Raw genomic sequence first — 21,689 nt, 5'->3', positions numbered from 1 at the left:
AGAATGAGTCCCCTTTCGTTCGCGATCCACCGAGGTTCACGTGACCAAGCCCGCCGCCCGTCAGCCGTTGCGCAGCAACGCGCGGTCCAACCGGGCGCGCATCCTGGCCACGGCCCGGCGGGAGCTCGGGCGGAACCCCGACATCACGCTGGAGGAGCTGGCGCGGGCCTCGGGTGTCGTCCGGCGCACGCTCTTCGGGCACTTCCCGGGGCGCGACGCCCTGCTGGAGGCGCTCGCCGAGGAGGCCTCCGAGACGTTGCGGAGCGCGCTGACCGAGGGTGCGCGGCCGGCGGAACCGGCCGAGCGGGCGCTCGCGCACTTCGTGTTCTCGTTGTGGCCCGTGGGGGACCGCTACCGGATGCTGCTGGCGCTGGCCCGCCGCGACCTGGGTGTCGAGCGGGTCGCCGAGATCCTGGCGCCCGCGCGCGCCGAGGCCACCGGCATCCTGGCGCGGGGCCAGCGGGACGGTGTCTTTCCCGCGCACCTTCCGCCCGCCGTGCTGAGCGCCGGGCTGGAGGCCCTGACGGTCGCGCTCCTCGAATCGGTCAACACCGGCGAGCTCGCGGACGACGGGGCCCCGGTCGCCGTTGCCGTACTCGTCGCCGCGGGCGTTCCGGAGGCGAAGGCGCGCGTCGTGGTCGACGACGTCGCCGCGGTGGTCCTCCCGGAGGCCCCCGCCGCCGATTGAGCCCAGGGAGGCGCCGGACGACCGGCCCTCCCGCCCTCCGACCGTTCTTCTCTGCCCCGGCGTACACCGCCGGGGCAGAGCCATGTGCGGGGGAGCCGCAGTATTTGCACAGGGATGGGCAATAATCTAATCTGCACATCAATGGGCAAGTAATTCGTCCTGCTAGGAGCCCCCCTCATGTCCCCCTTCCTGAAAACCCCCGTCGAGAAGACGGACGGGCCGTACGCGCGGCGCTGGTGGGCCCTGCTGGTCCTGTGCCTGAGTCTGCTGATCGTCGTCATGGCGAACACGTCGCTGATCGTGGCGGCGCCGGACATGACCCGAGACCTCGGTCTGAGCAGCAGCGACCTGCAGTGGGTCATCGACGGCTACACCGTCCCGTACGCCGCGCTGATGCTGGTGCTCGGTGCGATCGGCGACAAGTACAGCCGCCGGGGCGCCCTCGTCACGGGCCTGGTGGTCTTCGCGGCCGGCTCCGTCCTGGGCAGCCTCGTCGACGAGACCTCGTCCGTCATCCTGGCCCGGGCGATCATGGGCATCGGCGCCGCCGTCGTCATGCCGGCCACGCTCTCCCTGCTCGTCGCGATGTTCCCCCGCCACGAGCGCGCCCGGGCCATCACGGCCTGGACCGCCACCTCGGGCCTCGCCATCGCCGTCGGACCGCTGGTCGCCGGCTGGCTCCTGGAGGACCACTCCTGGGGCTCCACGTTCCTGATCAACGTCCCCTTCGCGGTCCTCGCCGTCGTCGGCGCGCTGTTCCTGGTGCCGCCGTCGAAGGCCGAGGGCATGGGGCGGATCGACTACGTGGGCGGCCTGCTGTCCATCGTCGCCGTCGGCGCCCTGGTGTACGCGACCATCGAGGGCCCGCACTTCGGCTGGGGTGCCGGCCCGGTCACCGCCGCCGTGGTGGCGGGCGTGAGCCTGCCGGCCTTCGTGTGGTGGGAGCTGCGGCACCCGCACCCCATGCTCGACGTCCGGAAGTTCCGGCTGCGCCCCTTCAGCGGCTCCATGCTCGCGGTGCTGTTCTTCTTCTTCGGAACCTTCGGCGCGATCTACTACGCGACGCAGTTCCTCCAGTTCGTCCTCGGCTACGGAGCGCTCGAGACCGGCGTGCGGCTGCTGCCACTGGCCGGAGCCGTCTTCGTCGGCGCGGCGGCGACCGGGCGGCTGACCCCGAAGCTCGGCATGAAGGTCACGGTCGTGGCCGGCATGGTGATCGGCACGGCGGCCGTCCTCCTGCTCACCCGGATCGACACGGCCTCGACGTACAGCGACTTCCTCGCCCCGATGATGATGCTGGGCCTGGCGATCGGCCTGAGCGTCTCGCCCGCCACGGACACCATCATGGGCACCTTCCCCGAGTCGGAGCTGGGCGTCGGCGGCGGAGCCAACGACACAGCGCTCGAGCTCGGCGGTTCCCTCGGCATCGCGGTGCTGGGCTCCCTGCTCGGTACGGCCTACCGGGACGAACTGGCCGACCTGGTCGGCAACCGCCTGCCCGCCGCGGCGCTCCACACGGCCCAGGACTCCGTGGGCGCCGGCCTCGCCGTCGCCGAACGGGTGGCCCAGGACCCCGCCGCCGGACCCCAGCAGGCCCAGGCCCTCGTCGGCGCGGTCCACGAGTCCTTCGCCCACGGCGTCGCCGCGACGAGCCTCGTCGGCGGGATCATCATGGCCGTCGGCACGGCGATCGTCCTCGTCGTCCTCCCCGGCCGCCGCCGCGCGGCACGGAACCTGCCGTCGGACGGGGCGGCGGAGCGCACCGCCGAGCGGGTCGACGCCGCGTAGCGAGGGGAGACCGCGCCTCCGTGGGCCGCGGAGGGAGACTACGTCTCCGCGGAAGCGGATTACGCCTCCGTGGGCCGCGCAAGCGGATTACGCCTCCGCGGGCCGCGCGGTCGCCCGCCCGGTCAGCCGACCGAGCCGGGCGGCCGCGCTGTCCAGGAGCATGTCCAGGGCCGCCGGATACGCGCTGTGGTTCATGCGTGCGGCCAGCAGGCCGGCCGTGGCGGCGATGTGCGGGTGCGAGGCGGCCGACAGTCGGGCGTAGGCCGATTCCCACATGCGCTCGTCCGCCTCGCGGGCGGCCGGGGGCAGGGCGAGGGAGGCCGCGTCCAGGGCGGCGAAGGCGAGGCTCTGGTCGATGAAGGCGTGGTAGATCCGTACCGCGTCCGGGTCCGGGAAACCCGCGGTCCGCAGCACGGCCAGGATCGCCTCGTCCACCGCCGTCTCCTGCTCCCGCCCGGTCACGCGGCTGGCGGTGAGGACGGCGGCCTGCGGATGCGCGAGATAGGCGCCGTGGATGCGCAGACCCAGACGGCGCAGGTCGCCGCACCAGTCACCGGTGGGCGACCAGCCCTCCAGAGCCCGCCCGATGAGCTCCGCCCCGATCGCCAGGGTCAGGTCGTCCATCCCGGCGAAGTACCGGTAGAGCGTGCTCGGATCGGCGCCCAGCGCGAGTCCGAGGCGCCGCGCGGTGAGCCCCTCGCCGCCGTGCTCGGCCAGCATCCGCAGCGCCGTCTCCACGATCAGCCGCTCCGAGAGCACCGCGCCGTTCTTCGTCGGCCTCCGCCGTCTGCGCGCCGACTCCGGCACCACCTGCTTGCCCATGACAGGCTCCTTCCGCCGCCCGGGCACCTTATGCCAACGCCATAGACGTTAGCGAGGCAACGGGGGTTTCATCGCCTGCACCAGAGGTCACACCTTCGGAGAGGGAGATTCCTGTCATGCGTGTACTGCTCGTCGGCGCCGGTGGCGTGGGCACCGCGATCACCCGGATCGCGGCCCGCCGCCCGTTCTTCGACCACATGGTCGTCGCCGACTACGACCTCGCCCGGGCCGAGGCGGCCGTCGCCGCCCTGGGCGACGACGCGACCCGGTTCAGCGCCTGCCGCACGGACGCCTCCGACGAGAAGGCGGTCGCCGCCCTCCTCACGGAGCAGCGCTGCGACGTCCTCCTGAACGCCACCGACCCGCGCTTCGTGATGCCGCTGTTCCAGGCCGCCGCCGCGGCCGGCGCGCACTACCTGGACATGGCGATGTCCCTCTCGCGCCCCCACCCGGAGCGCCCGTACGAGCTGTGCGGGGTCAAGCTGGGCGACGCCCAGTTCGCGCAGGCCGAGGAGTGGGAGAAGGCCGGGCGGCTCGCGCTCGTCGGCATGGGCGTCGAGCCCGGCATGTCCGACGTCTTCGCCCGCTACGCCGCGGACGAGCTCTTCGACGAGATCGAGGAGATCGGCATCCGCGACGGCGCCAACCTCACCGTCGAGGGATACGACTTCGCCCCGTCGTTCAACATCTGGACGACCATCGAGGAATGTCTCAACCCGCCGGTCGTCTACGAGGCCGGCCGCGGCTGGTTCACCACCGAGCCGTTCAGCGAGCCCGAGGTCTTCGACTTCCCCGAGGGCATCGGCCCCGTGGAGTGCGTGAACGTCGAGCACGAGGAGGTCCTGCTCGTACCGCGCTGGATCGACGCGGCGCGCGTCACGTTCAAGTACGGCCTCGGCGAGGACTTCATCGGCAAGCTCAGGACCCTGCACGCGCTGGGCCTCGACAGCACGGCCCCCGTCACGGTGGCGACGAGCCTCGGCCCGGCGGAGGTCTCGCCCCGCGACATCGTGGCGGCCGTCCTCCCGGACCCGGCGACCCTGGGCGACCGGATGACCGGCAAGACCTGCGCGGGTACGTGGGTCAAGGGCGTCAAGGACGGCGAGCCGCGCGAGGTCTACCTCTACCACGTGGTCGACAACGAGTGGTCGATGCGCGAGTACGGCTGCCAGGCCGTCGTGTGGCAGACCGCGGTCAACCCGGTCGTCGCCCTGGAGCTCCTGGCCGCCGGCACCTGGTCGCAGTCGGGCGTCCTCGGCCCCGAGGCCTTCGCCCCGCGCCCCTTCCTGGACCTGCTCACCGCCTACGGATCGCCCTGGGGCCTGCGCGAGCAGTGACCCGGCCGGCGCCGGGGGCGTCCCGCCGCAGGGCGGCGCGGCCACTGAGGCCACGCCGCCCCGCGGTACGTCGTACGTCCCCGGTCGCGACGGATCAGTCGGTACGGCCGGGCTTCTCGCCGGTCTTGTCCGTGATGCCGCGGGACAGGACGGCCGTCGTGGCGGTGACCTGGCCGGTCTTGGCCCACGGCGTGTCCTCGACCATGACGCCCCGCTCGCCGAGGAACTCCAGGGTGTTCTTGTCGAAGATCCACTCGGTCCGCTCGCCGGCGTGGACGCGGCCGACGGCGACACCGTGCCGGCCGGCCGCGTCGACGGTGTCGTCGACGACCGAGACACCCGGGATCCGGGCCGCGGCCTTGTACAGGGCGGCGCTCACCTTCGGCGGGGCCAGCTGCTCGCGCAGCAGGTCGCCGATGGTCACGAACGCCTCCTGGTCCGGTCCCGGTCCCTGGCCCCTCGTCTCGTCGTAGATCTTCTTCAGGAGCACGTCGGGGTCGGTGGGCAGCGACGCCAGGTAGCGGTACGTCGGGCTGTTCAGAGTGGGACGGGCATTGCCGACGGGCTTCACGGGCCGGCCGCTCTTGTCCACCGCGTCGGCCAGCGGGATGTCCTTGCCCCGCTCGCGGAGCAGGCCGGTCCGGCTTCCGTCGACCGAGAGCCAGACCGTGCGGCTGTGGGGCGTGTCCAGGCGCATCGTGGGGTCGACGTCGCTCTGGCTCGACCAGGCGACCGTGCTGGAGACGTACACGAACTGGTTGTCGCGGACGGCGGGCGCGGGCTTCGCGGCGGCGACGGTGGCGATGCGGTCCAGCAGCACCGCCGCCGGCGTCACCTCCGTCGTCCTCCGGTCCGTGCCCGGGGCCACGGCGGCGTTCGGGTCGGCGCCGGGCCGCGGGTCGAGCTGACCGCTCGTCGCCAGCGTCACGGCCAGGGCGCCCGCGGCGAGCGGAACCGCGGCGATCGTCAGACGGCGGACTCCGAAGCGGCGCTTGGCGGCCGGAGCGGCGGCGGGCGTGGCGTCCTGCCGGAACTCGCGCAGCAGCTGGTCCTTGAGGGCCTGGTGGTGGCGGCCGGGCCGGTCCCGCTCGGCAGGGACGGGCAACAGCCGGGCCATCTCCTCGCGTTCGGCCGGGGTGGGCCGGGACGGGGTGGTGCTCATCGGGCTTCCTCCTGGGTGGGCCGGACCGCGGGGGCGCGGTCACCATCTATCTGTCCGCGGCCCGGATTCGGGTTCCCGTTCGGTGACGAGGGCGGTGACGAGAGGCCGGTTCCGGCGTACTTGTGGAGCTTCTTGCGGGCGCGGGACAGGCGGGAACGGACCGTCCCCACCGGGATGTCGAGGGCCACGGCCGCGGCCGCGTAGTCCAGGCCCGACCAGATGCACAGGGCGACGACCTCGCGCTCCGGGCGTCGCAGCCGGGACAGCGCCCCCTGGAGCGCCGCCACCCGGCCCGCGTCGTCGATGCGGCCGACGAGGTCGTCGGCGAAGTCGGGGAACACCTCCTCGCGGGGAAGCCGGTTCAGGGCCGCCTCGTGGCGCCGGGCGGCCCGGCGGGTGTTCCGTACGACGTTGGTGGCGATCCCGAGCAGCCAGGGCCGCAGCGACCCGCCCTCCGGGTCCACCGACGCCCGCAGCCGCCAGGCCTCCAGGAACGTCAGCGACAGCACGTCCTCGGCCGCGGACCAGTCGCCGGTGAGCCGGAAGGCGTGGTTGTGCACCGCCCGGGCGTAGTCGTCGAAGAGAGACCCGAACGCGTCCGAGTCGCCCGCTCGTATTCGGGCACGCACACTCATGTCCATATCACCGGACTGTCCGACCGGCCCGAACGGGTTCCCGGAACGTGACGCACGCCACACCCGCCCCGAGGGGTACGCGCGTGGCGATTCCGCCGCCGATCCGGCCCCGCGTCAGGCCTGGGTGGCCGCCGTGCGCACCGCCTCCGCGAGCGGCAGGGCCGCACCCTCGCGGAACGCGGCGGCGTACGCGGACTCGCCGAGCGCCGCCACGGCCGCCGCGGCGATGCGGCGCACATCGCCGCTCTCGGCCTCCGGGAGCGGCGCCCCCACGCTCCGCCGGGCCGCGTCCGCAGCGCCGAGGAGCAGCGCGGCGCGCGTACGGTCCGCCGCTTCGCCCGTGATCGCCGCGACCCCCGCGACGCCTTCGAGGGAGAGCGCGAGCGCGCGCGGGTCCGCAAGCCGCTCCGCGAGCGCCAGGCCGTCCGCCTGATACGCGGACGCCTGCGCCACCTGACCACGGAGGGCGGCGACGAAGCCGAGCTCCACATGGATGAGGTGCTTTCCCGCCGTCGACGACGGGTACGCGTCCCGCATTGTCCGCAGGTGGTGCTCGGCGGCGTCGAGGTCGCCGGAGCGGCGTGCGCCGAGGGCGAGACCCATGAGCGCGAACACCTCCCCGAACATGTGGCCCTGCTCCGCCGCAGCGCGCCGGGCCTGCTCGTGCAGGACGCGGGCCCGCTCCCACTCGCCGGCCAGGAGCGCGAGGCGGCCGAGGCCGCCGAGCCGCGCCGAGGCCTCCACCGCGAGGCCCAGGCCCTCGGCGAGGCGCAGCCCTTCGGTCTGGCGGGCGGTGGCGGCGGCGTAGTCGCCCTCGATCTCGGCGAGCGCGGCGAGCACCGGCACGGTCAGCAGCTCGCCCCACCCGTCGCCGAGCTCACGGAAGGCCGAGGCGGCGTCGAGGCCGTCCTCCCGCGCGGTCCGCAGGTCTCCGGCGGCGAAGGAGGTATGGGCGCGCAGGGCCCGGGCCGCCGCGGTGCCCCACCGGTCGCCGGCCTCGGCGAAACGGTCGTGGGCACGGGAGTTGACGGCATGGGCCGCCGCCGGATCGCCCGCGTGGTAGAGGCCGTACGCGAACAGCCACAGCGCGCGACCCCGCCGCGCCGGGTCGGCGATGTCCGCCTCGGGACAGCCCGTCTCCGGTGCGCGCCCGCCCGTCAGCATGACGAAGGCGCCGAGGAGGACGCGCGGTTCGGCAGCCACGTCGGCGGGAACATCGGCCGGGAAGGCGTCCACGACCGCGCCGAGGGTACGTCGCGCCTCGTGCAGCCGGCCTCGCAGCAGCCACCAGGGGCACAGGGCGGCGGCCAGGCGCGCCGCGGCGCCCGGCTCGGCCGTCCGCAGAGCGTGATCGAGGGCGGCGCGGACGTTGGCGGAATCGGCGTCCAGCCGTGCGAGACGGCGCCGCTGGCCCGCGCCGCGCAGATGCGGTTCGGCGTCCTCGGCGAACCGGCGGTAGTAGTCGGCGTGCCGATCCGCCACGGTTCCGGACTCGGCTGCCTCGTGGAGGCGTTCGCGCGCGTACGCGGCGACCGATTCGAGCAGGCGGTAGCGCGGGCCCTCGCCGGTCCGCGTCGCCGAGACGAGGGAGCGGTCGACCAGGCGGCCCACCAGGTCGACCACCTCGTCGCGGTCGATGCCGCCGCCCGCGCACACCGCCTCCGCCGCGTCCAGCGTGCATCCGCCGACGGGGACGGCGAGGCGGCGCAGGACGGCCTGCTCGGGGGCGTCGAGCAGGTCCCAGCTCCAGTCGATCACCGCGCGCAGCGTCTGCTGCCGGGCCGGGAGACCGCGCTGTCCGGAGGCGAGGACACGGAAGCGGTCGCCGAGCCGGGCGGCCAGTTCGCGCACGCCGAGGGCCCGGACGCGGGTGGCGGCGAGTTCCAGGGCGAGGGGGAGCCCGTCGAGGCGTCGGCAGATCTCCGCGACGGCGTCCCGCACCTCGCCGGGCTCGCTCTCGTCCGCGTCCTCGGAGCCGAACTCGGAGCTGTACTCGGAGCCGTATGCGGAGCTGTACTCAGAGCTGTACTCGGGTGCCGCCGCGACGGCCCGCTCGGTGAACAGCAGGGCCGCGTCGTCGGGGCCGAGGGGCGCGACGGCGTATACCGCCTCCCCGGGGAGGCGGAGCGACTCCCGGCTGGTGGCGAGCACGCGGACTCCCGGCGCGGTCCGCAGCAGGGACGCGGCCAGCTCGGCGGCCGGTTCGATCACGTGCTCGCAGTTGTCGAGGACGAGCAGGACACGGCGGTCCCGCAGCGCACCGTGCAGCGCGGCCGAGGCGCCGGCGGCACCGCGCGCCGACGACGCCGTGTCGCGGACGCCGAGGGCCGAGGCCACCGCCTGGACGAGCTCGTCGGCGTCCGAGCGGAGCCCGCCGAACTCGACGAACCACACGCCGTCGGGGACGGGGTGGTCGAGGTCACCGCTGCCGGGTACGTCACCGTCGGCCGCGTCGCCCCCCGCCTCGCCGCCTGCCTCGCCCCCCGGGGCGCCGCCCGGTTCGCCGCCCGCGTCGCGGGCGAGCTGCTCGGCGACGGCCAGCGCCAGCCGCGTCTTGCCCACTCCGCCGGGCCCGGTCAGCGTGACGAGCCGCTCGGTGCGGACGAGCCCTACGACGGCCTCCCGTGCGGGGCCGCGTCCGACGAGCGTCGTCGGCGGAATGGGCAGGTGCTGCCGGCGGGGCGTGAGCACCTGCGGGTCGGAGAGGACGGGCGGGACCGTGGCCTCCGCCTCCATGCCCTCTCCGACCTCCATGACCTCCCGGGCCTCCCCGGCCTCCCCGTCCGGTGCGGCACGGACGACGACCGGCGGCTCGTCGGAGGCCGCGACGGGTATCAGCCCCGCGTCCTGGCGCAGAATCGCCTCGTACAGCGCCGCCAGACCGGGACTCGGGTCGAGGCCCAGCTCGTCGGCGAGCAGGGTGCGGAGTTCCGTGTACGCGGTGACCGCCTCGCTCTGCCGGCCCGCGCCGTACAGGGCCCGCATCCGCACGGCGCGCAACCGCTCGCGCAGCGGATGCCGGGTCACGAGACCGGCCGTCTCGCCGAGCAGCAGCGGATCCCCGAACTCCAGCCGGGCCTCCGCCTGTTCCTCGACGACGGTGAGCCGCTCCTCGGTCAGGCGCTGGGCCGCGGGCCGTACGAACTCCTCGTCGGCGAAGTCCGCGTACGCGGGCCCGCGCCACAGGTCGAGGGCTTCGCCGAGCAGCGCCGCCCGGGCGCGCGGGTCGGCGACGAGCCGGGCCCGCGCCGCGAGCTGCCGGAACAGCCCGGCGTCGACCCCGGCAGGGCCGTCGTCGAGGCGCAGCCGGTACCCGGCCGGCTGGTGGAGCACGCGGTCGCGGCCGACGGCCCTGCGCAACTGGGAGACCTTGGCCTGGAGCGCGTTGGCCGGATTGCCGGGGACGGCGTCGCCCCAGATGTCGTGGACGAGGCGGTCGGCCGACACGGCCTGCCCGTCGTGGACCAGGAGGTCGGCGAGGAGCGCCCGCACCTTGGTCTCCGGCACGCGTACGGGTTCTCCGTCGGCGTTCCACACCGCCACTGGACCGAGCACCCCGAACCTCTTGGATCCCGACCCTACACAGTGATGATCATCCGACCGTCAGCGGACCGTCAGCGGACCCGAAGCGTGCTCGGCGAAGGTCTGTTCAGCAGGGCTCGCCGCCCCGCAGAAGACCGAAGAGCCGAAGAGACGGATGAAGGAGCACGACCATGAGCACCACCACCGCGACCGAGATCACGACCGCGACGGTTTCCCCGCAGGCCGACACGACCGGCGCCGCTGCCTCCCCGCTCTTCGAGCCCGCCCGCCTCGGCGCCCTGCGACTGCGGAACCGGCTGGTCATGGCGCCGATGACCCGGAACCGCGCGAGCGCGACGGGTGTTCCGGAGCCGATCATGGCCACGTACTACGCCCAGCGGGCCTCGGCCGGGCTGATCATCGCGGAGGCCGCGACGCCCAACGCGGTGGGCGCCACGTACCCCAACATCCCCGCCATCCACGACGACACCCACGTGGCCGGCTGGCGCCGCGTGACCGACGCCGTGCGGGAGGCCGGCGGGCAGATGTTCCTGCAGCTGCAGCACGGCGGCCGGGTCGGACACCCGGAGACCACGGGGCACCACCCGCTCGCCCCGTCGCCGGTCCCGCTGCCCGACACGATCTTCACCCCGTCCGGCCACCAGGAGTCCGTGGTCCCCCAGGAAATGACGGTCGATCAGATCGAGTCCACCGTAGCGGACTTCGCCGCGGCCGCCCGCAGGGCGGTGGACGCGGGCTTCGCCGGCGTCGAGGTCCACTCCGCCAACGGCTACCTCCTGCACCAGTTCCTGTCCAACGCCACGAACCTGCGCACCGACGGCTACGGAGGCTCCGTCGCCCACCGCATCCGCTTCACCCTCGAAGTCGTCCGCGCGGTCGCCGACGAGATCGGCCCGGAGAAGGTGGGCGTGCGCATCGCCCCCGGCGTCACCGCCAACGCCATGCACGAGGACGACGTCGACGCCGTCTACCCCGCCCTCGTGGGCGAACTGAGCGACCTGGGCCTCGCCTACCTGCACGTGGTCTTCGCCGACCCGGACCAGCCCCTCTTCCACACCCTCCGCGCGGCCTGGCCCGGCACCCTCGTCGCGAACCCGGCCCTGCCGTGGCCCGGCCCGCTGCCCGCCGACGGCGGCCGCGCCGCCGGTGAGCGCCTCCTGGCCGCCGGTGCCGACCTGATCGCCCTGGGCCGGTCCTTCCTGGCCAACCCCGACCTCGTCGCCCGGATGCGCGCCGGCGCACCCCTCAACCCGATCCGGGACGCGCACCTGATGTACGTCGGCGGCGAGACGGGCTACACGGACTACCCGACGCTCGACTGAAACCCTCGGTGGATGCCCTCGCGTGTTACTTGTCGGTAGGCGATGATGGTGGACAATCATTCGACGGCGGACAGCCATTCATGCGGCCGGGGGCTGAAGTAGCGGTGACGACTTTCGAAGAAGAACGGACCACGGTGCACGCCTTCCGGGACGACGCGCTGGGGGAGCACGACGCCGTCGGTCTTGCCGACGCGATCCGGCGGGGCGAGGTCAGCGCAGCCGAGGTCGCCAGGGACGCCGCCGAGCGGGTCCGGTCGGTCGACGCGCGGCTCCACGCGGTCCAGGCGCACGTCGCCGCGCCGGCGCCCGCGGCCTGGGCGGGCGGAGCCTTCGCCGGGGTCCCCACCTTCGTCAAGGACAACACCGACTACGTGGGACTGCCCACCGGTCACGGCAGCGCGGCCTTCACCCCGCGCGCGGCACGGCGGAACGCGCCGTTCACCCGGCAGTTCCTGAGCAGCGGCGTCACGGTGCTGGGCAAGACCCGGCTGCCCGAGTTCGGGTTCAGCCCGACCACCGAGTTCGAGGGCGCCGAGCCCGTGCGCAACCCGTGGAACACGGGCTACTCGTCAGGAGGTTCGTCGGGCGGCAGCGCGGCGCTCGTCGCCGCCGGGGCCGTGCCGATCGCCCACGCCAACGACGGCGGCGGTTCCATCCGCATACCCGCCGCCTGCTGCGGACTCGTCGGCCTCAAGCCGACCCGCGGCAGGGTCGTCCCGAACGCCCAGAGCCGCCAACTGCCCCTGGACCTCGTGTCCGACGGCATCGTGAGCCGCTCGGTGCGGGACGCCGCGGCCTTCCTCGCCGACGCCGAGAGGTTCTGGCGCAACCCGAAGCTGCCGCCCCTCGGCCTGGTCGAAGGCCCTTCGGAACGGCGGCTGCGCATCGGGTACTTGCGGGACTCACCGAGCGGTGTCCCCTCCGACACCGTCACCGGGGACGCCGTCGCGGAGACCGTGGAGCGGCTCGAACGGCTCGGACACACCGTGCAGCCGGTGGAGTTCGCCATCGACCCCCGCTTCACCGACGACTTCCTCACCTACTGGGGACTGCTGTCGTTCCTCATCGGCTCCACCGGCCGCACGCTCGGCCCGGACTTCGACCGGCACCGCATGGACGGCCTCAGCCGGGGGCTGCGCGAGGAGTACCTGAAGCACTGGAAGGGCACTCCGGGCGTGGTGCGGAGGCTCAAGAAGACAAAAGAGGCGTACGCGGCGGGATTCCGTGGACTCGACCTCGTCCTCTCCCCGGTGCTGGCCCACACGACACCGCCGATCGGCCATCTGAGCCCGGCCGTTCCCTACGCGACCCTGATCGAACGGATCCTCGCGTACGTGGCGTTCACCCCCGTCGACAACGTCGTCGGAACGCCGTCGATCTCGCTGCCCTCCGCGAGCGCGACCGAGGACGGCCTGCCCATCGGTGTCATGTTCGCCGGCCGTCCCGGCAGCGAACGGACCCTGCTGGAGGTCGCGTTCGCCCTGGAGGCGGACCGCCCCTTCCGGCGGATCCAGGACGCGTGACACCGCGGTCGGCGACGGTGCGTCGTCCTGTCGTCGTCGCCGATCCGCGCATGACTTCCCTTCCGGGAGACGGTGCCGGGCGATTCTTCCGGTGACCTTCGGCGACGCGCCGTTCCCCAAGAGGGTGGCCATGATCGGTGCGAGCAGTCAGGATTGCCTCGACCACGTCGAGACACACGCGACCGAACGCGCCCCACGAGCGTCGCGGAAGCGAACTGCCCGCACCGTCCCCGGACATAAGGACCCGTCGTCATGGCCCAGCCCGCCACTCCTTCCCTCTCCTCGCTGCTCGTCAGCCATGTGGAGCTGTACGTCACCGACGCCCGTGCCGCCGCCGAGGCGTTCACCGGCGGATACGGATTCCAGGTGTTCGCCACCGCCGAGCGCACCGGCGCCGAGGGCGCGAGCCGCTCGCTGGCCCTGCGGCAGGGCGACATCGTCCTCGTGGTCACCCAGGCCCTCGACGCCGCGCACCCGGCCGCCGCCTACACGGCCGTCCACGGCGACGGCATAGCCGACATCGCCCTCACCACCGCCGACGTGCGTGCCGTGTTCGCCGAAGCCGTCGCCCGCGGGGCGACCCCGCAGGCCGCGCCCGCCGACCACGACGGCGGCTGGGGCACCGCTCGGGTGGCCGCCGGATTCGACGACGTACGCCACACCCTCGTCCAGCGTCCGCCCGCCGGAGCCGAGGCGCACGGCACGCCGCTGCCGCTGCCCGGCTTCACCGCGGTCGCCGAACTCGCCCCGTCCGTCGCCGAGTCGCCCGCGCTGACCGTCCTCGACCACGTCGCCGTCACCGTCAGGACGGGCGAACTCGCCGCCTCCACCGGCTACTACGAGCGGGTCTTCGGCTACGAGTCCGTCTACGAGGAACTGATGGTGCAGGGCAGGGAGGCCATGGACTCCAAGGCCGTCCGCAGCCCCGCGGGCGACCTCACCTTCACGGTCCTCGCCCCCAGCCCCGACCATCAGGCGGGCCACATAGGCGACTTCCTCGCACGCCACGGCAGCGGCGGCGTGCACCACCTCGCCTTCGCCACCGAGAACATCGTCGAGACCGTCGCCCGCCTCGACAAGCGCGGCATCGTCTTCCTCTCCACCCCCGACGCCTACTACGAGGCACTCGCCGCGCGCCTCGACCTGAGCCGCCACTCCATCGAGGAGCTGCGCGAGCCCGGCATCCTCGCCGACGAGGACCACGCGGGCCAGCTGTTCCAGATCTTCACCCGCACCGTCCACCCCCAGCGCACCCTCTTCTACGAGATCATCGAACGGATCGGCGCCGACACGTTCGGCGGCGGCAACGTCCGCGCGCTGTACGAGGCCGTCCAGGCCGAGAAGGCCGAACACGACGGCAACACCCGCGCGGAGAACGCCCAGTGACCCCCACCGCACTCGACGGACTGCTCACCCCCGCCGACGCGGAGGCCCTCGCGGCCGACGTGCTGCCCGCCGGTGTCGAGCGGTTCATCGCCGGCGGCGCCGGAGGCGAACTCACCCTCGCCGCCAACCGCGCGGCCTTCGACCGGCTCCACCTGCTGCCCCGTGTCCTCGCCGACGTCTCGGCCACCCGCACCGCCGCCACCCTCCTCACCGACCCCGCCGCCCTCCCCGTGGCCGTCGCCCCCATGGCCTACCAGCGCGCCGTCCACCCCGACGGCGAACTCGCCGCCGCCCGGGCCGCGTTCGCCGCGGGCATCCCCTTCACCGCCTGCACCTTCAGCAGCACCCCGGTCGAGGACATCGCCGCGACCGGAGCCACCGTCTGGTTCCAGCTGTACTGGCTGCGCGACCGGGCCCACACCAAGGAGCTGCTGGCCCGCGCCGAAGCCGCCGGGGCGAGCGCCCTGATGCTGACCGTCGACACCCCGTACATGGGCCGCCGACAGGCCGACATGCGCGGCGCCTTCACCCTCCCCGAGGGCGTCTCGGCCGTGCACTTCGAGCGCGGCCGAGACGGGGTTCCGCACGGCGCGCAGGACGGCGTCAGCGCCATCGCCGCCCAGACCGCCGGCGTCGTGGACCCCTCCCTGTCGTGGAACGACCTCGACTGGCTGCGCGACCACACCCGGCTGCCGCTCGTCCTCAAGGGGATCCTCGACCCCGCCGACGCCGACCGGGCCGCCGCCCTCGGGGTCGACGGCATCGTGGTCTCCAACCACGGCGGCCGCCAGCTCGACGGCGCACTGGCGGCGCTCGACGCCCTCCCGGCGGTCGTCGACGCCGTCGCCGGCCGCAGCCGGATCCTTCTCGACAGCGGCGTCCGCACCGGCACCGACGTCCTCAAGGCCCTCGCCCTGGGCGCCTCCGGCGTCCTGCTCGGCCGCCCCGTGCTGTGGGGGCTCGCCGCCGGGGGAGAGGCGGGCGTCGCCAGGGTCCTCACCCTGCTCCGCGAGGAACTGGAGAACGCCCTCGCCCTGGCGGGCTGCCCCGACATCGCCTCCGCCGCACGGCTCCGTACGGCGCGTACGCCCTAGGGGGTGTCAGGACGACCTTCGCCATGTGCCGCTCGCCCCTGAGGACCACGCCGGTCCCACGGTACGGGCGAGGGGGCGAAAACGCCGGGGTGCGGGGGCAGTTGAGGTGGTCGTGGACACAGAACCGCCCCGGTAGTACGGGGGAGTCCACCGGGGCGGTACGTCTTCCAGTGTAGAGGAGTGCGCGCCCGCGGGGGCGCCGATCGCTCAGGTCCGGGGCCCCCGGCCCGTGGCCGAGCCGAAGCCCAGCCAGGTGTGACGGTTGCCCCACCAGCACCAGCCGACCTTCGGGGCGTTGCGCCGCTCGCGGCCGTCCCGCCCCGTGCCGTTGCTGATCCAGATGGCCGGGGTGCGGGCGTCCAGGGAGCCGTTCGCCTTGCGCAGCCGGGAGCCGATGGTCATGAAGCAGCGGTTCCGTTCGAGGGCGGCCGGCTGCTGGAGCACCCAGTGGATGCCCTCGGTGAGCAGGAGCGGGGTGCGGTCCTCCTTGGCGAGGGCGGGAAGCGCCTCCTCCGGGCTCCAGTTGGCCATGTGGTCGCCGCGGTCGAGGCCGGTGACCACGTAGAAGGGCGCGTCGGGGAGCTCGATGTCGTACGGGGCGAAGTCGTCGACGTCGGGCATGTCGACGACCACGAAGCCGGGCTTGTCGTCGCGGCGGAGCAGCGGGGCGAGCGCGGAGGCCGGGGCGCGGTCCGGGTGGACGACGAGCAGAGCGCCACCGTCGCTGTCATCGCCGCCGCCGGAAGTCGCTTCGGCAGCGGCCGAGGCGGCCGCTTCGGCGGCGAAGGCCCGCAGCGCGTCGGCGGAGACCCCGGCGATCTCGTGCACCCCGAGCTCGATCAGGCGCTCGGCCTGCGCGTCGAGCTGCGGGAGCGAAGGCACGGTGGTGGCGGTGGACGACGTGTCGGGCAAGGTACTCCTCGGGTGGAGGCGGAGGCGGGGACTTGGAGTGAACGGCAGGGTCTGCGGGATTGTTCCCGCCACGACGGACGTTCTCTCGGACTGCGGATCAACAGCCCTGCCGTCGGCCGTCCCCGGTCCGGTCACTCGATTGGTTCGACCCGCCTCGCCGCCCCGCCGTCGCTCCAGCAGGCTGGAACCCGTGGCGGCGTGGCTACGGGCTACGCGGATCAGGAGGACGGTGAGTGAAGGGCGCCACCGTGGTGACGACGGACCCGGACCGAGCCCCGGCGGACCCGCGATGAGCTCCCTCGGACCGGGCACGAATCCCGCGCGGCCCCTGGACCCGGCGGTCTTCGACGGCGCCGTCGCCGCGGTCGCGCTGCTCGCGGGCCCCGAGGGCCGGCTCCTCTACACGAACGCCGCCTTCACGACGATGTTCGGCGCCCGGCAGCTGGGACTGCCCGCCCGGCAGGCGTTCCAGGACCCCGACGGCTGGCGGTTCCTGTCGGTCCTGGACGAGGTACGGGCCACGGGTCGGGCCCGCCAGGTCACCGGGGCGCGCGAGCCCGACCCCGCCGCTCCCGCGCAGGCGCGGTACTTCGTCTACTCCTGCAGCCCCGTGGCCACCGCCGAGGGCGAGGGGATCCTCGTGGTGGCGATGGACACCACCACCGAGACCTTCGCGCTCCAGCGGTACCAGGCCCTCGTCTCCGCCGTGTCGGTGATGGTGTGGGTCATGCACGCCGACGGGACCATGGAGGAGATCGTCCCCGGCTGGGAGCAGCTGACCGGCGTCCCGTGGCATCCCCGTGCCGACGAGGGCTGGTACGCGCACATCCACCCCCGCGATCGCGACAGGCTCGGCGCGTGCTGGCGCGAGGCGGCGACCCGTGGCCCCGGCGGCGTCTTCCAGTGCACCTTCCGCGTACGCGCCGCCGACGGCTCGTACCGCCATCTGTCCACGCGCAGCGTCCCCGTCCTCCGGGAGGGCCGGGTCGCCGAGTGGATCGCCGCCACTGTCGACATCGAGGACACCTGGCGCGCGCAGCTGCGGGAACGGCTCCTCGCCCGGGTCGCGACCGTCACGGGGCAGAGCCTGGGGGAGGCCTTCGGCGAGGTAGTGAAGATCGTCGTCCCCGAACTGACCGACGCCTGCCTCATCCTGCTGCTCTCCCACGAGGAGTGGCCGCTGCCCGAGCACGCCCGCGTCACCGCCCGGCGGGTCGCCTCCGCCACCCGCCCCGGACTGCCGGCGCCACCGGCGCTGCTCGGGCAGAGCGTCACGGTCTCCCGGACGGTCCGCGAGGTCCTGGAGCTCCGCGTCCCCCGCACCTTCGGCATCCCCGCCGGCGGCTCCGTACCGGCGGAGCTCCTGCCGGCCGTCACGGAACGGTGGCTCGCCGCCTCGGGAGCCACGAGCGTCACCCTCATCCCGCTGGTCGTCGACGACACCGTCCTCGGCTACGCGGCCACCAGCACCAACGGCGACACCCCGACCCTCGGCCCGACCGAGACCGACCTGCTGCGCGAGGTCCTCCACCACGCCCAGCAGCCGATCCGCAAGGCCCTCGACCTCCAGCGCGCCCGGCGCACCGCGCTCGCCCTCCAGCGCGCCCAGCTCACCCGGCCGCCGACCGTCTGCGGTGCGATCCTGGCCGCCTTCTATCAGCCGGCGAGCTCGGCCAACGAGATCGGCGGGGACTGGTACGACGCGTTCGTCCTGCCCGACGGCACGCTCGTCCTCGACGTCGGCGACGTCGTCGGACACGACCTTGCCGCGGCCACCGCGATGACCCAGATGCGCAACATGCTCCGCGCCCTCGCCTACAGCCGCGGGCCCGGCGCCACCCCGGCGGACGTGCTCGCCCGGTTCGACGAGGTGGCCGAGGGTCTGGGCGCGGCGCCCTTCGCGACGGCCGTCCACACCCAGCTGCGGCGGCTGCCGGACTTCCGCTGGTCCTTGAGCTGGTCCAACGCCGGTCACCCGTCGCCCCTGCTCATCCCGGCCGACGGCGACCCGCTCTTCCTCAACGGCACGGAGGAGGACCTGCCGCTCTGCGTCGACCTCGGTGTCCCGCGCAGTACGCACACCCGCGTCCTCGGTACGGGGGACACCCTCCTGCTCTACACCGACGGCCTGGTCGAGACGCCCCGGGCCTCGCTCACCGACGGACAGCGGCGACTGGCCCGCGAGGCGGCCCGGCACCGTCACGCGGCACTGCCCGAACTGCTGCACAACCTCCAGGGCCTCTCCGACCACCGCGACGACACCGCGATGATCGCCTTCCGCGCCGACCCGTCCGAGTCGCCGTAACGGCGCAAACCGCAGATACTGCCCGAAACGGCCAAGATCGGCCCTCGGGACGGAGAAGGCGATGGACGACTACCCCTTGCTCGACCTCTTCTGGACCATGCTCTGGTTCTTCCTCTGGATCATGTGGCTGTTCCTGCTGTTCAAGATCATCACGGACATCTTCCGTGACCACGAGCTGAGCGGCTGGGGCAAGGCGGGCTGGCTGATCCTCTGCCTCGTCGTGCCCTTCCTCGGCGTCCTGATCTACGTCATCGCACGCGGGACGGGCATGACCCAGCGAGAGACGGCGCGCGCCAGGGAGAGCGAGGCGGCCTTCCAGGACTACATCCGCAAGTCGGCGGGCGGCGCTTCGGGCGAGTCCGGCTCCGGCGGTGCCGGAGCCTCCCACGAACTCGCCCGGCTCGCCGACCTGAAGGAGAAGGGGGCGCTCACCGAGGAGGAGTTCCAGAAGGCCAAGGCGAAACTCCTGGCCTGACGGAGGCCGGCGCGGGGCGAACGGGGTGAGGAGACGGCATGGAGTGGAAGCTGCGGCTCGCGCGTCTGCGTACCGGCGCCGAGCAGCGCTTCCCCGTGCTGACCGAACTCACGAGCCGGCTGCTGTCCGCCAACCTCCTGGACGCGGGGACCAGGCTCGCCGCACAGGCGTTCCTGGCCGCGGTCCCCCTCCTCTTCGCCTTCGCGGCCTTCGCCCCGCACAGCGTCCGCGACCAGCTGGGCGAGTCCCTCCGCGCGATGTTCGGCTTCACCGGGGAATCCGACGAGCAGTTGCAGCAGGTCCTGAACGGCTCGAACAGCGACGAACTCCGCGAGACGACCGGAGCGGTCGGGGCGGTGGTGGCCCTGGTGTCGGCGACGAGCTTCAGCCGGGCCATGGCCCGGGTCTGCGAGCGCGCCTGGCGGCTGCCCAGGGCCAAGACCCGGATCGCGGCCTGGCGCTGGGTGGCGTGGCTCCTCGTGCTGCTCATCGTGCTCGTCCTCCAGGGCCCGATCCGGGGCGGCTTCGGCGCCGGCGCCCTGGTGGGCGTCATTCTCACCTTCCTGTTGGCCACCGGTGTGTGGCTGTGGACCCAGCACCTGCTCCTCGCCAAGCGCGTCCCCTGGCTGGCGCTCCTGCCCGGGGCGCTGCTGGCCGCCACCGCCACCACCGCGCTCGGCCTGACGGCCCGGATCTACGTGCCGGCGGCGGTCGACCGGGCCATGGGTGAGTACGGTTCCTTCGGCCTGGTCCTCGTCATGCTGTCGTGGATGATCGTCGTCTGCGGTGCGGTCACCTTTGCGGTCACCATCGGCGCCGTAATCGCCCAGGAACCGCCGCTGGACAGGTACCTGAGGCGAGGCGGGAACGACGCGCCCCCGCCCTCGGAGGACGTGAACGGCACCTGACGACCGTCGCCGGCGCCGTGCGTGCTCCTTGCGGGCAGCGGGCAGCGGGCAGCGGGCAGCGGGCGGCAGGCAGCAGGCCGGGGAGTCGGGGAGCCGAGGAGTCGGCAGGGCGTGACCTGCGAGCGCGACCGTCGTTTCGGATCATGGCCGTCCGGCCGCCACCCCGAGCGAAGGCGCAGCGAGCCCATGCCCACACCGCCAGAGACCGACCGCCCGGCCCGCCCGGCTTCGGCCCGGCCGGCTCACCCCGCTTCGGCCCGGCCGGAGTACGGTGGCGACGCCGGTCCGCTGGCCGTGCACCCGAAGGTCTTCCGGGACGAACTGGCAGCCGCCGCCGAGTGGGTCGCCGGCTACCTCCAGGGGATCCCTCGGCGTCCGGTGACCCGGCCGATGCCGCCGGAGCACCGCCAGGCCATGGCCGCGGGGTCGCTGCCGCAGGACGGCCAGGAGCTCGGCGCGCTGCTGGAGTTCGTCGATCAGGCCATCGCCCCGTACCCGACCGGCAACGGCCATCCCGCCTTCTTCGCCTGGATCAACTCACCGCCGTCCCCGGCCGGGGTCATCGCCGAACTGCTGGCCACCGCGGTCAACGCGACCTGCGGCATGGGCGAGCACGCCCTGATGGACCTCGAACGCGGTGTGCTGCGCGACCTGGCGTCGCTGGCGGGCCTGGCGCCGACCGCGGGCGGTGTGCTGACCAGCGGCGGCTCGATGGCCAACCTGCTCTGCCTGGGCGCCGCCCGCACCTGGTTCCTGCGGCAGCACGGCGCCACCGACGGCCCCGCCTACGACCGGGCGCACGCGCGTCTCGTCGCCTACCACAGCGACCAGGCCCACATGTCGGTCGCGAAGGCCGCGGCCGTGATCGGCCTGCCGCCCTGGCGGCTGCGCGCCGTGCCCACCACACCGGACCGGTCCATGAACGTCGATGCCCTGCGGACGATGGTCGACGCCGACCGCGCGGCCGGCCTGCTGCCGTTCTGTGTCGTCTCCAACCTCGGCAGCACCGCGACCGGTGCCGTCGACCCGATCGAAGCGATCACCCGGGTCTGCCGCCGGGCGGGTGTGTGGCACCACGGCGACGGTGCCTGGGGCGGACTCGGCGCGCTGGTCCCCGAACTGGCATCCTCCTACCGAGGCGTCGCAGGCCTCGACTCCCTCACCGTCGACCCGCACAAGGCCCTGTCCGTGCCGGTCGGTTGCGGCGCCGCCCTCGTCACCGACCCCTCACGGCTGCGCGACGCGTTCACCTTCCGCGCCTCCTACCTCGACGGCGACCAGGACTGGCCCTGGATGTCCGACTACACGATCGAACTCACCCGCCCCGGCACCCGCGCCCTCACCCTCTGGGCCACCCTGCGCCACCTCGGCCGCTCCGGTGTGGTCGCCCTCCTCCAGCACTACCAGGACCTCGCCCGCTACCTGCGGCAACGTGTCCGGGAGCACCCCCTGCTGGAGCTGTGCACCAGCGGCCCGCTGCCGGTGGTCTGCTTCCGCCTGGCCGCCCGCCCGGAAGCAGGCCGACAGGGCCGGACGGACCCGCACGCGGCGGTGGCCGCCCGCGTCCAGGCCCGCGGCCACGCCTATCTGGCCACGGTCAGCCACGACGGGCAAACGGTCCTGCGCGCCTGCGTCTGCAACCACCTCACCACCACCGACGACGTCGACACCCTCCTCCACGAGGTCCTGGCCGCTGCCGACCACCTCCGGACCGTCTAGGGCCTGTCCGGCGGATCGTGGCCGGGGTCGGGCATCGTTGAAATTATTCATTCAGGATCTTGATGTCTGT

16 protein-coding genes are annotated in these 21,689 nt (G+C 73.7%); 11 read left to right on the top strand and 5 right to left on the bottom strand.

The annotated features are described in order from the left end of the window. The first annotated feature begins 40 nt into the window (after positions 1 to 40). Together ACFC0G_RS23760 and ACFC0G_RS23755 are read left to right on the top strand one after the other, a co-directional pair. Positions 41 to 688, top strand: a complete 648-nt coding sequence (locus ACFC0G_RS23760) for a TetR/AcrR family transcriptional regulator (RefSeq protein WP_376406393.1) — start codon at positions 41 to 43, stop codon at positions 686 to 688. Positions 689 to 865: 177 nt separating this feature from the next. Continuing rightward, positions 866 to 2,476, top strand: coding sequence for an MFS transporter (locus ACFC0G_RS23755; protein ID WP_376406391.1), 1,611 nt, complete (start codon positions 866 to 868; stop codon positions 2,474 to 2,476). Positions 2,477 to 2,563: 87 nt separating this feature from the next. Here the strand turns inward: ACFC0G_RS23755 and ACFC0G_RS23750 are convergent, their stop codons facing one another. Continuing rightward, positions 2,564 to 3,298 (bottom strand): TetR/AcrR family transcriptional regulator, encoded by a 735-nt coding sequence (locus tag ACFC0G_RS23750; protein ID WP_376406390.1) that lies wholly within the window; start codon positions 3,296 to 3,298, stop codon positions 2,564 to 2,566. Between the two features lie 116 nt (positions 3,299 to 3,414). On the opposite strand from ACFC0G_RS23750, the gene ACFC0G_RS23745 reads away from it, so the two are divergent. Continuing rightward, on the top strand, positions 3,415 to 4,635 hold the full coding sequence (locus tag ACFC0G_RS23745; RefSeq protein ID WP_376406388.1) for a saccharopine dehydrogenase family protein: 1,221 nt from the start codon (positions 3,415 to 3,417) through the stop codon (positions 4,633 to 4,635). Between the two features lie 94 nt (positions 4,636 to 4,729). Here ACFC0G_RS23745 and ACFC0G_RS23740 read toward each other — a convergent pair whose 3' ends face one another. From ACFC0G_RS23740 to ACFC0G_RS23730, 3 genes are all read right to left on the bottom strand, one after another. Next, complete coding sequence (locus ACFC0G_RS23740) at positions 4,730 to 5,797, bottom strand: CU044_5270 family protein (RefSeq protein ID WP_376406386.1); 1,068 nt, start codon at positions 5,795 to 5,797, stop codon at positions 4,730 to 4,732. Beyond that, positions 5,794 to 6,438: an RNA polymerase sigma factor gene (locus tag ACFC0G_RS23735; protein ID WP_376406384.1), complete on the bottom strand. Its 645-nt coding sequence runs from the start codon at positions 6,436 to 6,438 to the stop codon at positions 5,794 to 5,796. The genes ACFC0G_RS23740 and ACFC0G_RS23735 overlap by 4 nt, the downstream gene beginning before the upstream one ends. 108 nt (positions 6,439 to 6,546) lie before the next feature. Next, positions 6,547 to 9,939, bottom strand: coding sequence for a BTAD domain-containing putative transcriptional regulator (locus ACFC0G_RS23730; protein WP_376406382.1), 3,393 nt, complete (start codon positions 9,937 to 9,939; stop codon positions 6,547 to 6,549). 206 nt (positions 9,940 to 10,145) lie between these two features. Between ACFC0G_RS23730 and ACFC0G_RS23725 the strand changes: the two genes are divergently transcribed. The 4 genes from ACFC0G_RS23725 (at position 10,146) to ACFC0G_RS23710 (ending at position 15,300) form a co-directional block, all read left to right on the top strand. Next, positions 10,146 to 11,297, top strand: a complete 1,152-nt coding sequence (locus tag ACFC0G_RS23725) for an alkene reductase (protein ID WP_376406380.1) — start codon at positions 10,146 to 10,148, stop codon at positions 11,295 to 11,297. A 104-nt stretch (positions 11,298 to 11,401) separates the two neighbouring features. Further along, a complete protein-coding gene (locus tag ACFC0G_RS23720; RefSeq protein ID WP_376406378.1) occupies positions 11,402 to 12,820 on the top strand; it encodes an amidase in 1,419 nt (472 codons plus the stop codon). Between the two features lie 252 nt (positions 12,821 to 13,072). Continuing rightward, positions 13,073 to 14,206, top strand: coding sequence for a 4-hydroxyphenylpyruvate dioxygenase (gene hppD, locus ACFC0G_RS23715; RefSeq protein WP_376406376.1), 1,134 nt, complete (start codon positions 13,073 to 13,075; stop codon positions 14,204 to 14,206). Further along, entirely contained in the window at positions 14,203 to 15,300 is a 1,098-nt protein-coding gene (locus ACFC0G_RS23710; RefSeq protein WP_376406374.1) for an alpha-hydroxy acid oxidase, read from the top strand. The genes hppD and ACFC0G_RS23710 overlap by 4 nt, the downstream gene beginning before the upstream one ends. Before the next feature lie 207 nt (positions 15,301 to 15,507). Here ACFC0G_RS23710 and ACFC0G_RS23705 read toward each other — a convergent pair whose 3' ends face one another. Beyond that, positions 15,508 to 16,212, bottom strand: coding sequence for a DUF5701 family protein (locus ACFC0G_RS23705; protein WP_376406372.1), 705 nt, complete (start codon positions 16,210 to 16,212; stop codon positions 15,508 to 15,510). A 289-nt stretch (positions 16,213 to 16,501) separates the two neighbouring features. Here ACFC0G_RS23705 and ACFC0G_RS23700 point away from each other — a divergent pair, with 289 nt between their 5' ends. The 4 genes from ACFC0G_RS23700 to ACFC0G_RS23685 all read left to right on the top strand — a co-directional run bounded on the left by ACFC0G_RS23700 (position 16,502) and on the right by ACFC0G_RS23685 (position 21,619). Then, entirely contained in the window at positions 16,502 to 18,517 is a 2,016-nt protein-coding gene (locus ACFC0G_RS23700) for a SpoIIE family protein phosphatase (RefSeq protein WP_376406370.1), read from the top strand. Positions 18,518 to 18,578: 61 nt separating this feature from the next. Further along, positions 18,579 to 18,992, top strand: a complete 414-nt coding sequence (locus ACFC0G_RS23695; RefSeq protein WP_376406368.1) for an SHOCT domain-containing protein — start codon at positions 18,579 to 18,581, stop codon at positions 18,990 to 18,992. A 38-nt stretch (positions 18,993 to 19,030) separates the two neighbouring features. After that, positions 19,031 to 19,900: a YhjD/YihY/BrkB family envelope integrity protein gene (locus ACFC0G_RS23690; RefSeq protein WP_376406366.1), complete on the top strand. Its 870-nt coding sequence runs from the start codon at positions 19,031 to 19,033 to the stop codon at positions 19,898 to 19,900. Between the two features lie 186 nt (positions 19,901 to 20,086). Continuing rightward, positions 20,087 to 21,619, top strand: a complete 1,533-nt coding sequence (locus ACFC0G_RS23685) for a pyridoxal phosphate-dependent decarboxylase family protein (protein ID WP_376406364.1) — start codon at positions 20,087 to 20,089, stop codon at positions 21,617 to 21,619. Positions 21,620 to 21,689 lie beyond the last annotated feature (70 nt).

It is taken from the genome of Streptomyces sp. NPDC056169 (assembly GCF_042268445.1).
Classification (GTDB): Bacteria; Actinomycetota; Actinomycetes; order Streptomycetales; family Streptomycetaceae; genus Streptomyces.
Note: the sequence above shows the minus strand (reverse complement) of the source record. Positions and strands in the feature narration are given on the sequence as shown.

Excerpts from the sequence above, each read along its gene's own strand:
- ACFC0G_RS23755 (WP_376406391.1), top strand. The coding sequence starts at position 866 with ATGTCCCCCTTCCTGAAAACCCCCGTCGAGAAGACGGACGGGCCGTAC.
- ACFC0G_RS23750 (WP_376406390.1), bottom strand. The coding sequence starts at position 3,298 with ATGGGCAAGCAGGTGGTGCCGGAGTCGGCGCGCAGACGGCGGAGGCCG.
- ACFC0G_RS23745 (WP_376406388.1), top strand. The coding sequence starts at position 3,415 with ATGCGTGTACTGCTCGTCGGCGCCGGTGGCGTGGGCACCGCGATCACC.
- ACFC0G_RS23740 (WP_376406386.1), bottom strand. The coding sequence starts at position 5,797 with ATGAGCACCACCCCGTCCCGGCCCACCCCGGCCGAACGCGAGGAGATG.
- ACFC0G_RS23735 (WP_376406384.1), bottom strand. The coding sequence starts at position 6,438 with ATGGACATGAGTGTGCGTGCCCGAATACGAGCGGGCGACTCGGACGCG.
- ACFC0G_RS23725 (WP_376406380.1), top strand. The coding sequence starts at position 10,146 with ATGAGCACCACCACCGCGACCGAGATCACGACCGCGACGGTTTCCCCG.
- hppD (WP_376406376.1), top strand. The coding sequence starts at position 13,073 with ATGGCCCAGCCCGCCACTCCTTCCCTCTCCTCGCTGCTCGTCAGCCAT.
- ACFC0G_RS23700 (WP_376406370.1), top strand. The coding sequence starts at position 16,502 with ATGAGCTCCCTCGGACCGGGCACGAATCCCGCGCGGCCCCTGGACCCG.
- ACFC0G_RS23695 (WP_376406368.1), top strand. The coding sequence starts at position 18,579 with ATGGACGACTACCCCTTGCTCGACCTCTTCTGGACCATGCTCTGGTTC.
- ACFC0G_RS23690 (WP_376406366.1), top strand. The coding sequence starts at position 19,031 with ATGGAGTGGAAGCTGCGGCTCGCGCGTCTGCGTACCGGCGCCGAGCAG.
- ACFC0G_RS23685 (WP_376406364.1), top strand. The coding sequence starts at position 20,087 with ATGCCCACACCGCCAGAGACCGACCGCCCGGCCCGCCCGGCTTCGGCC.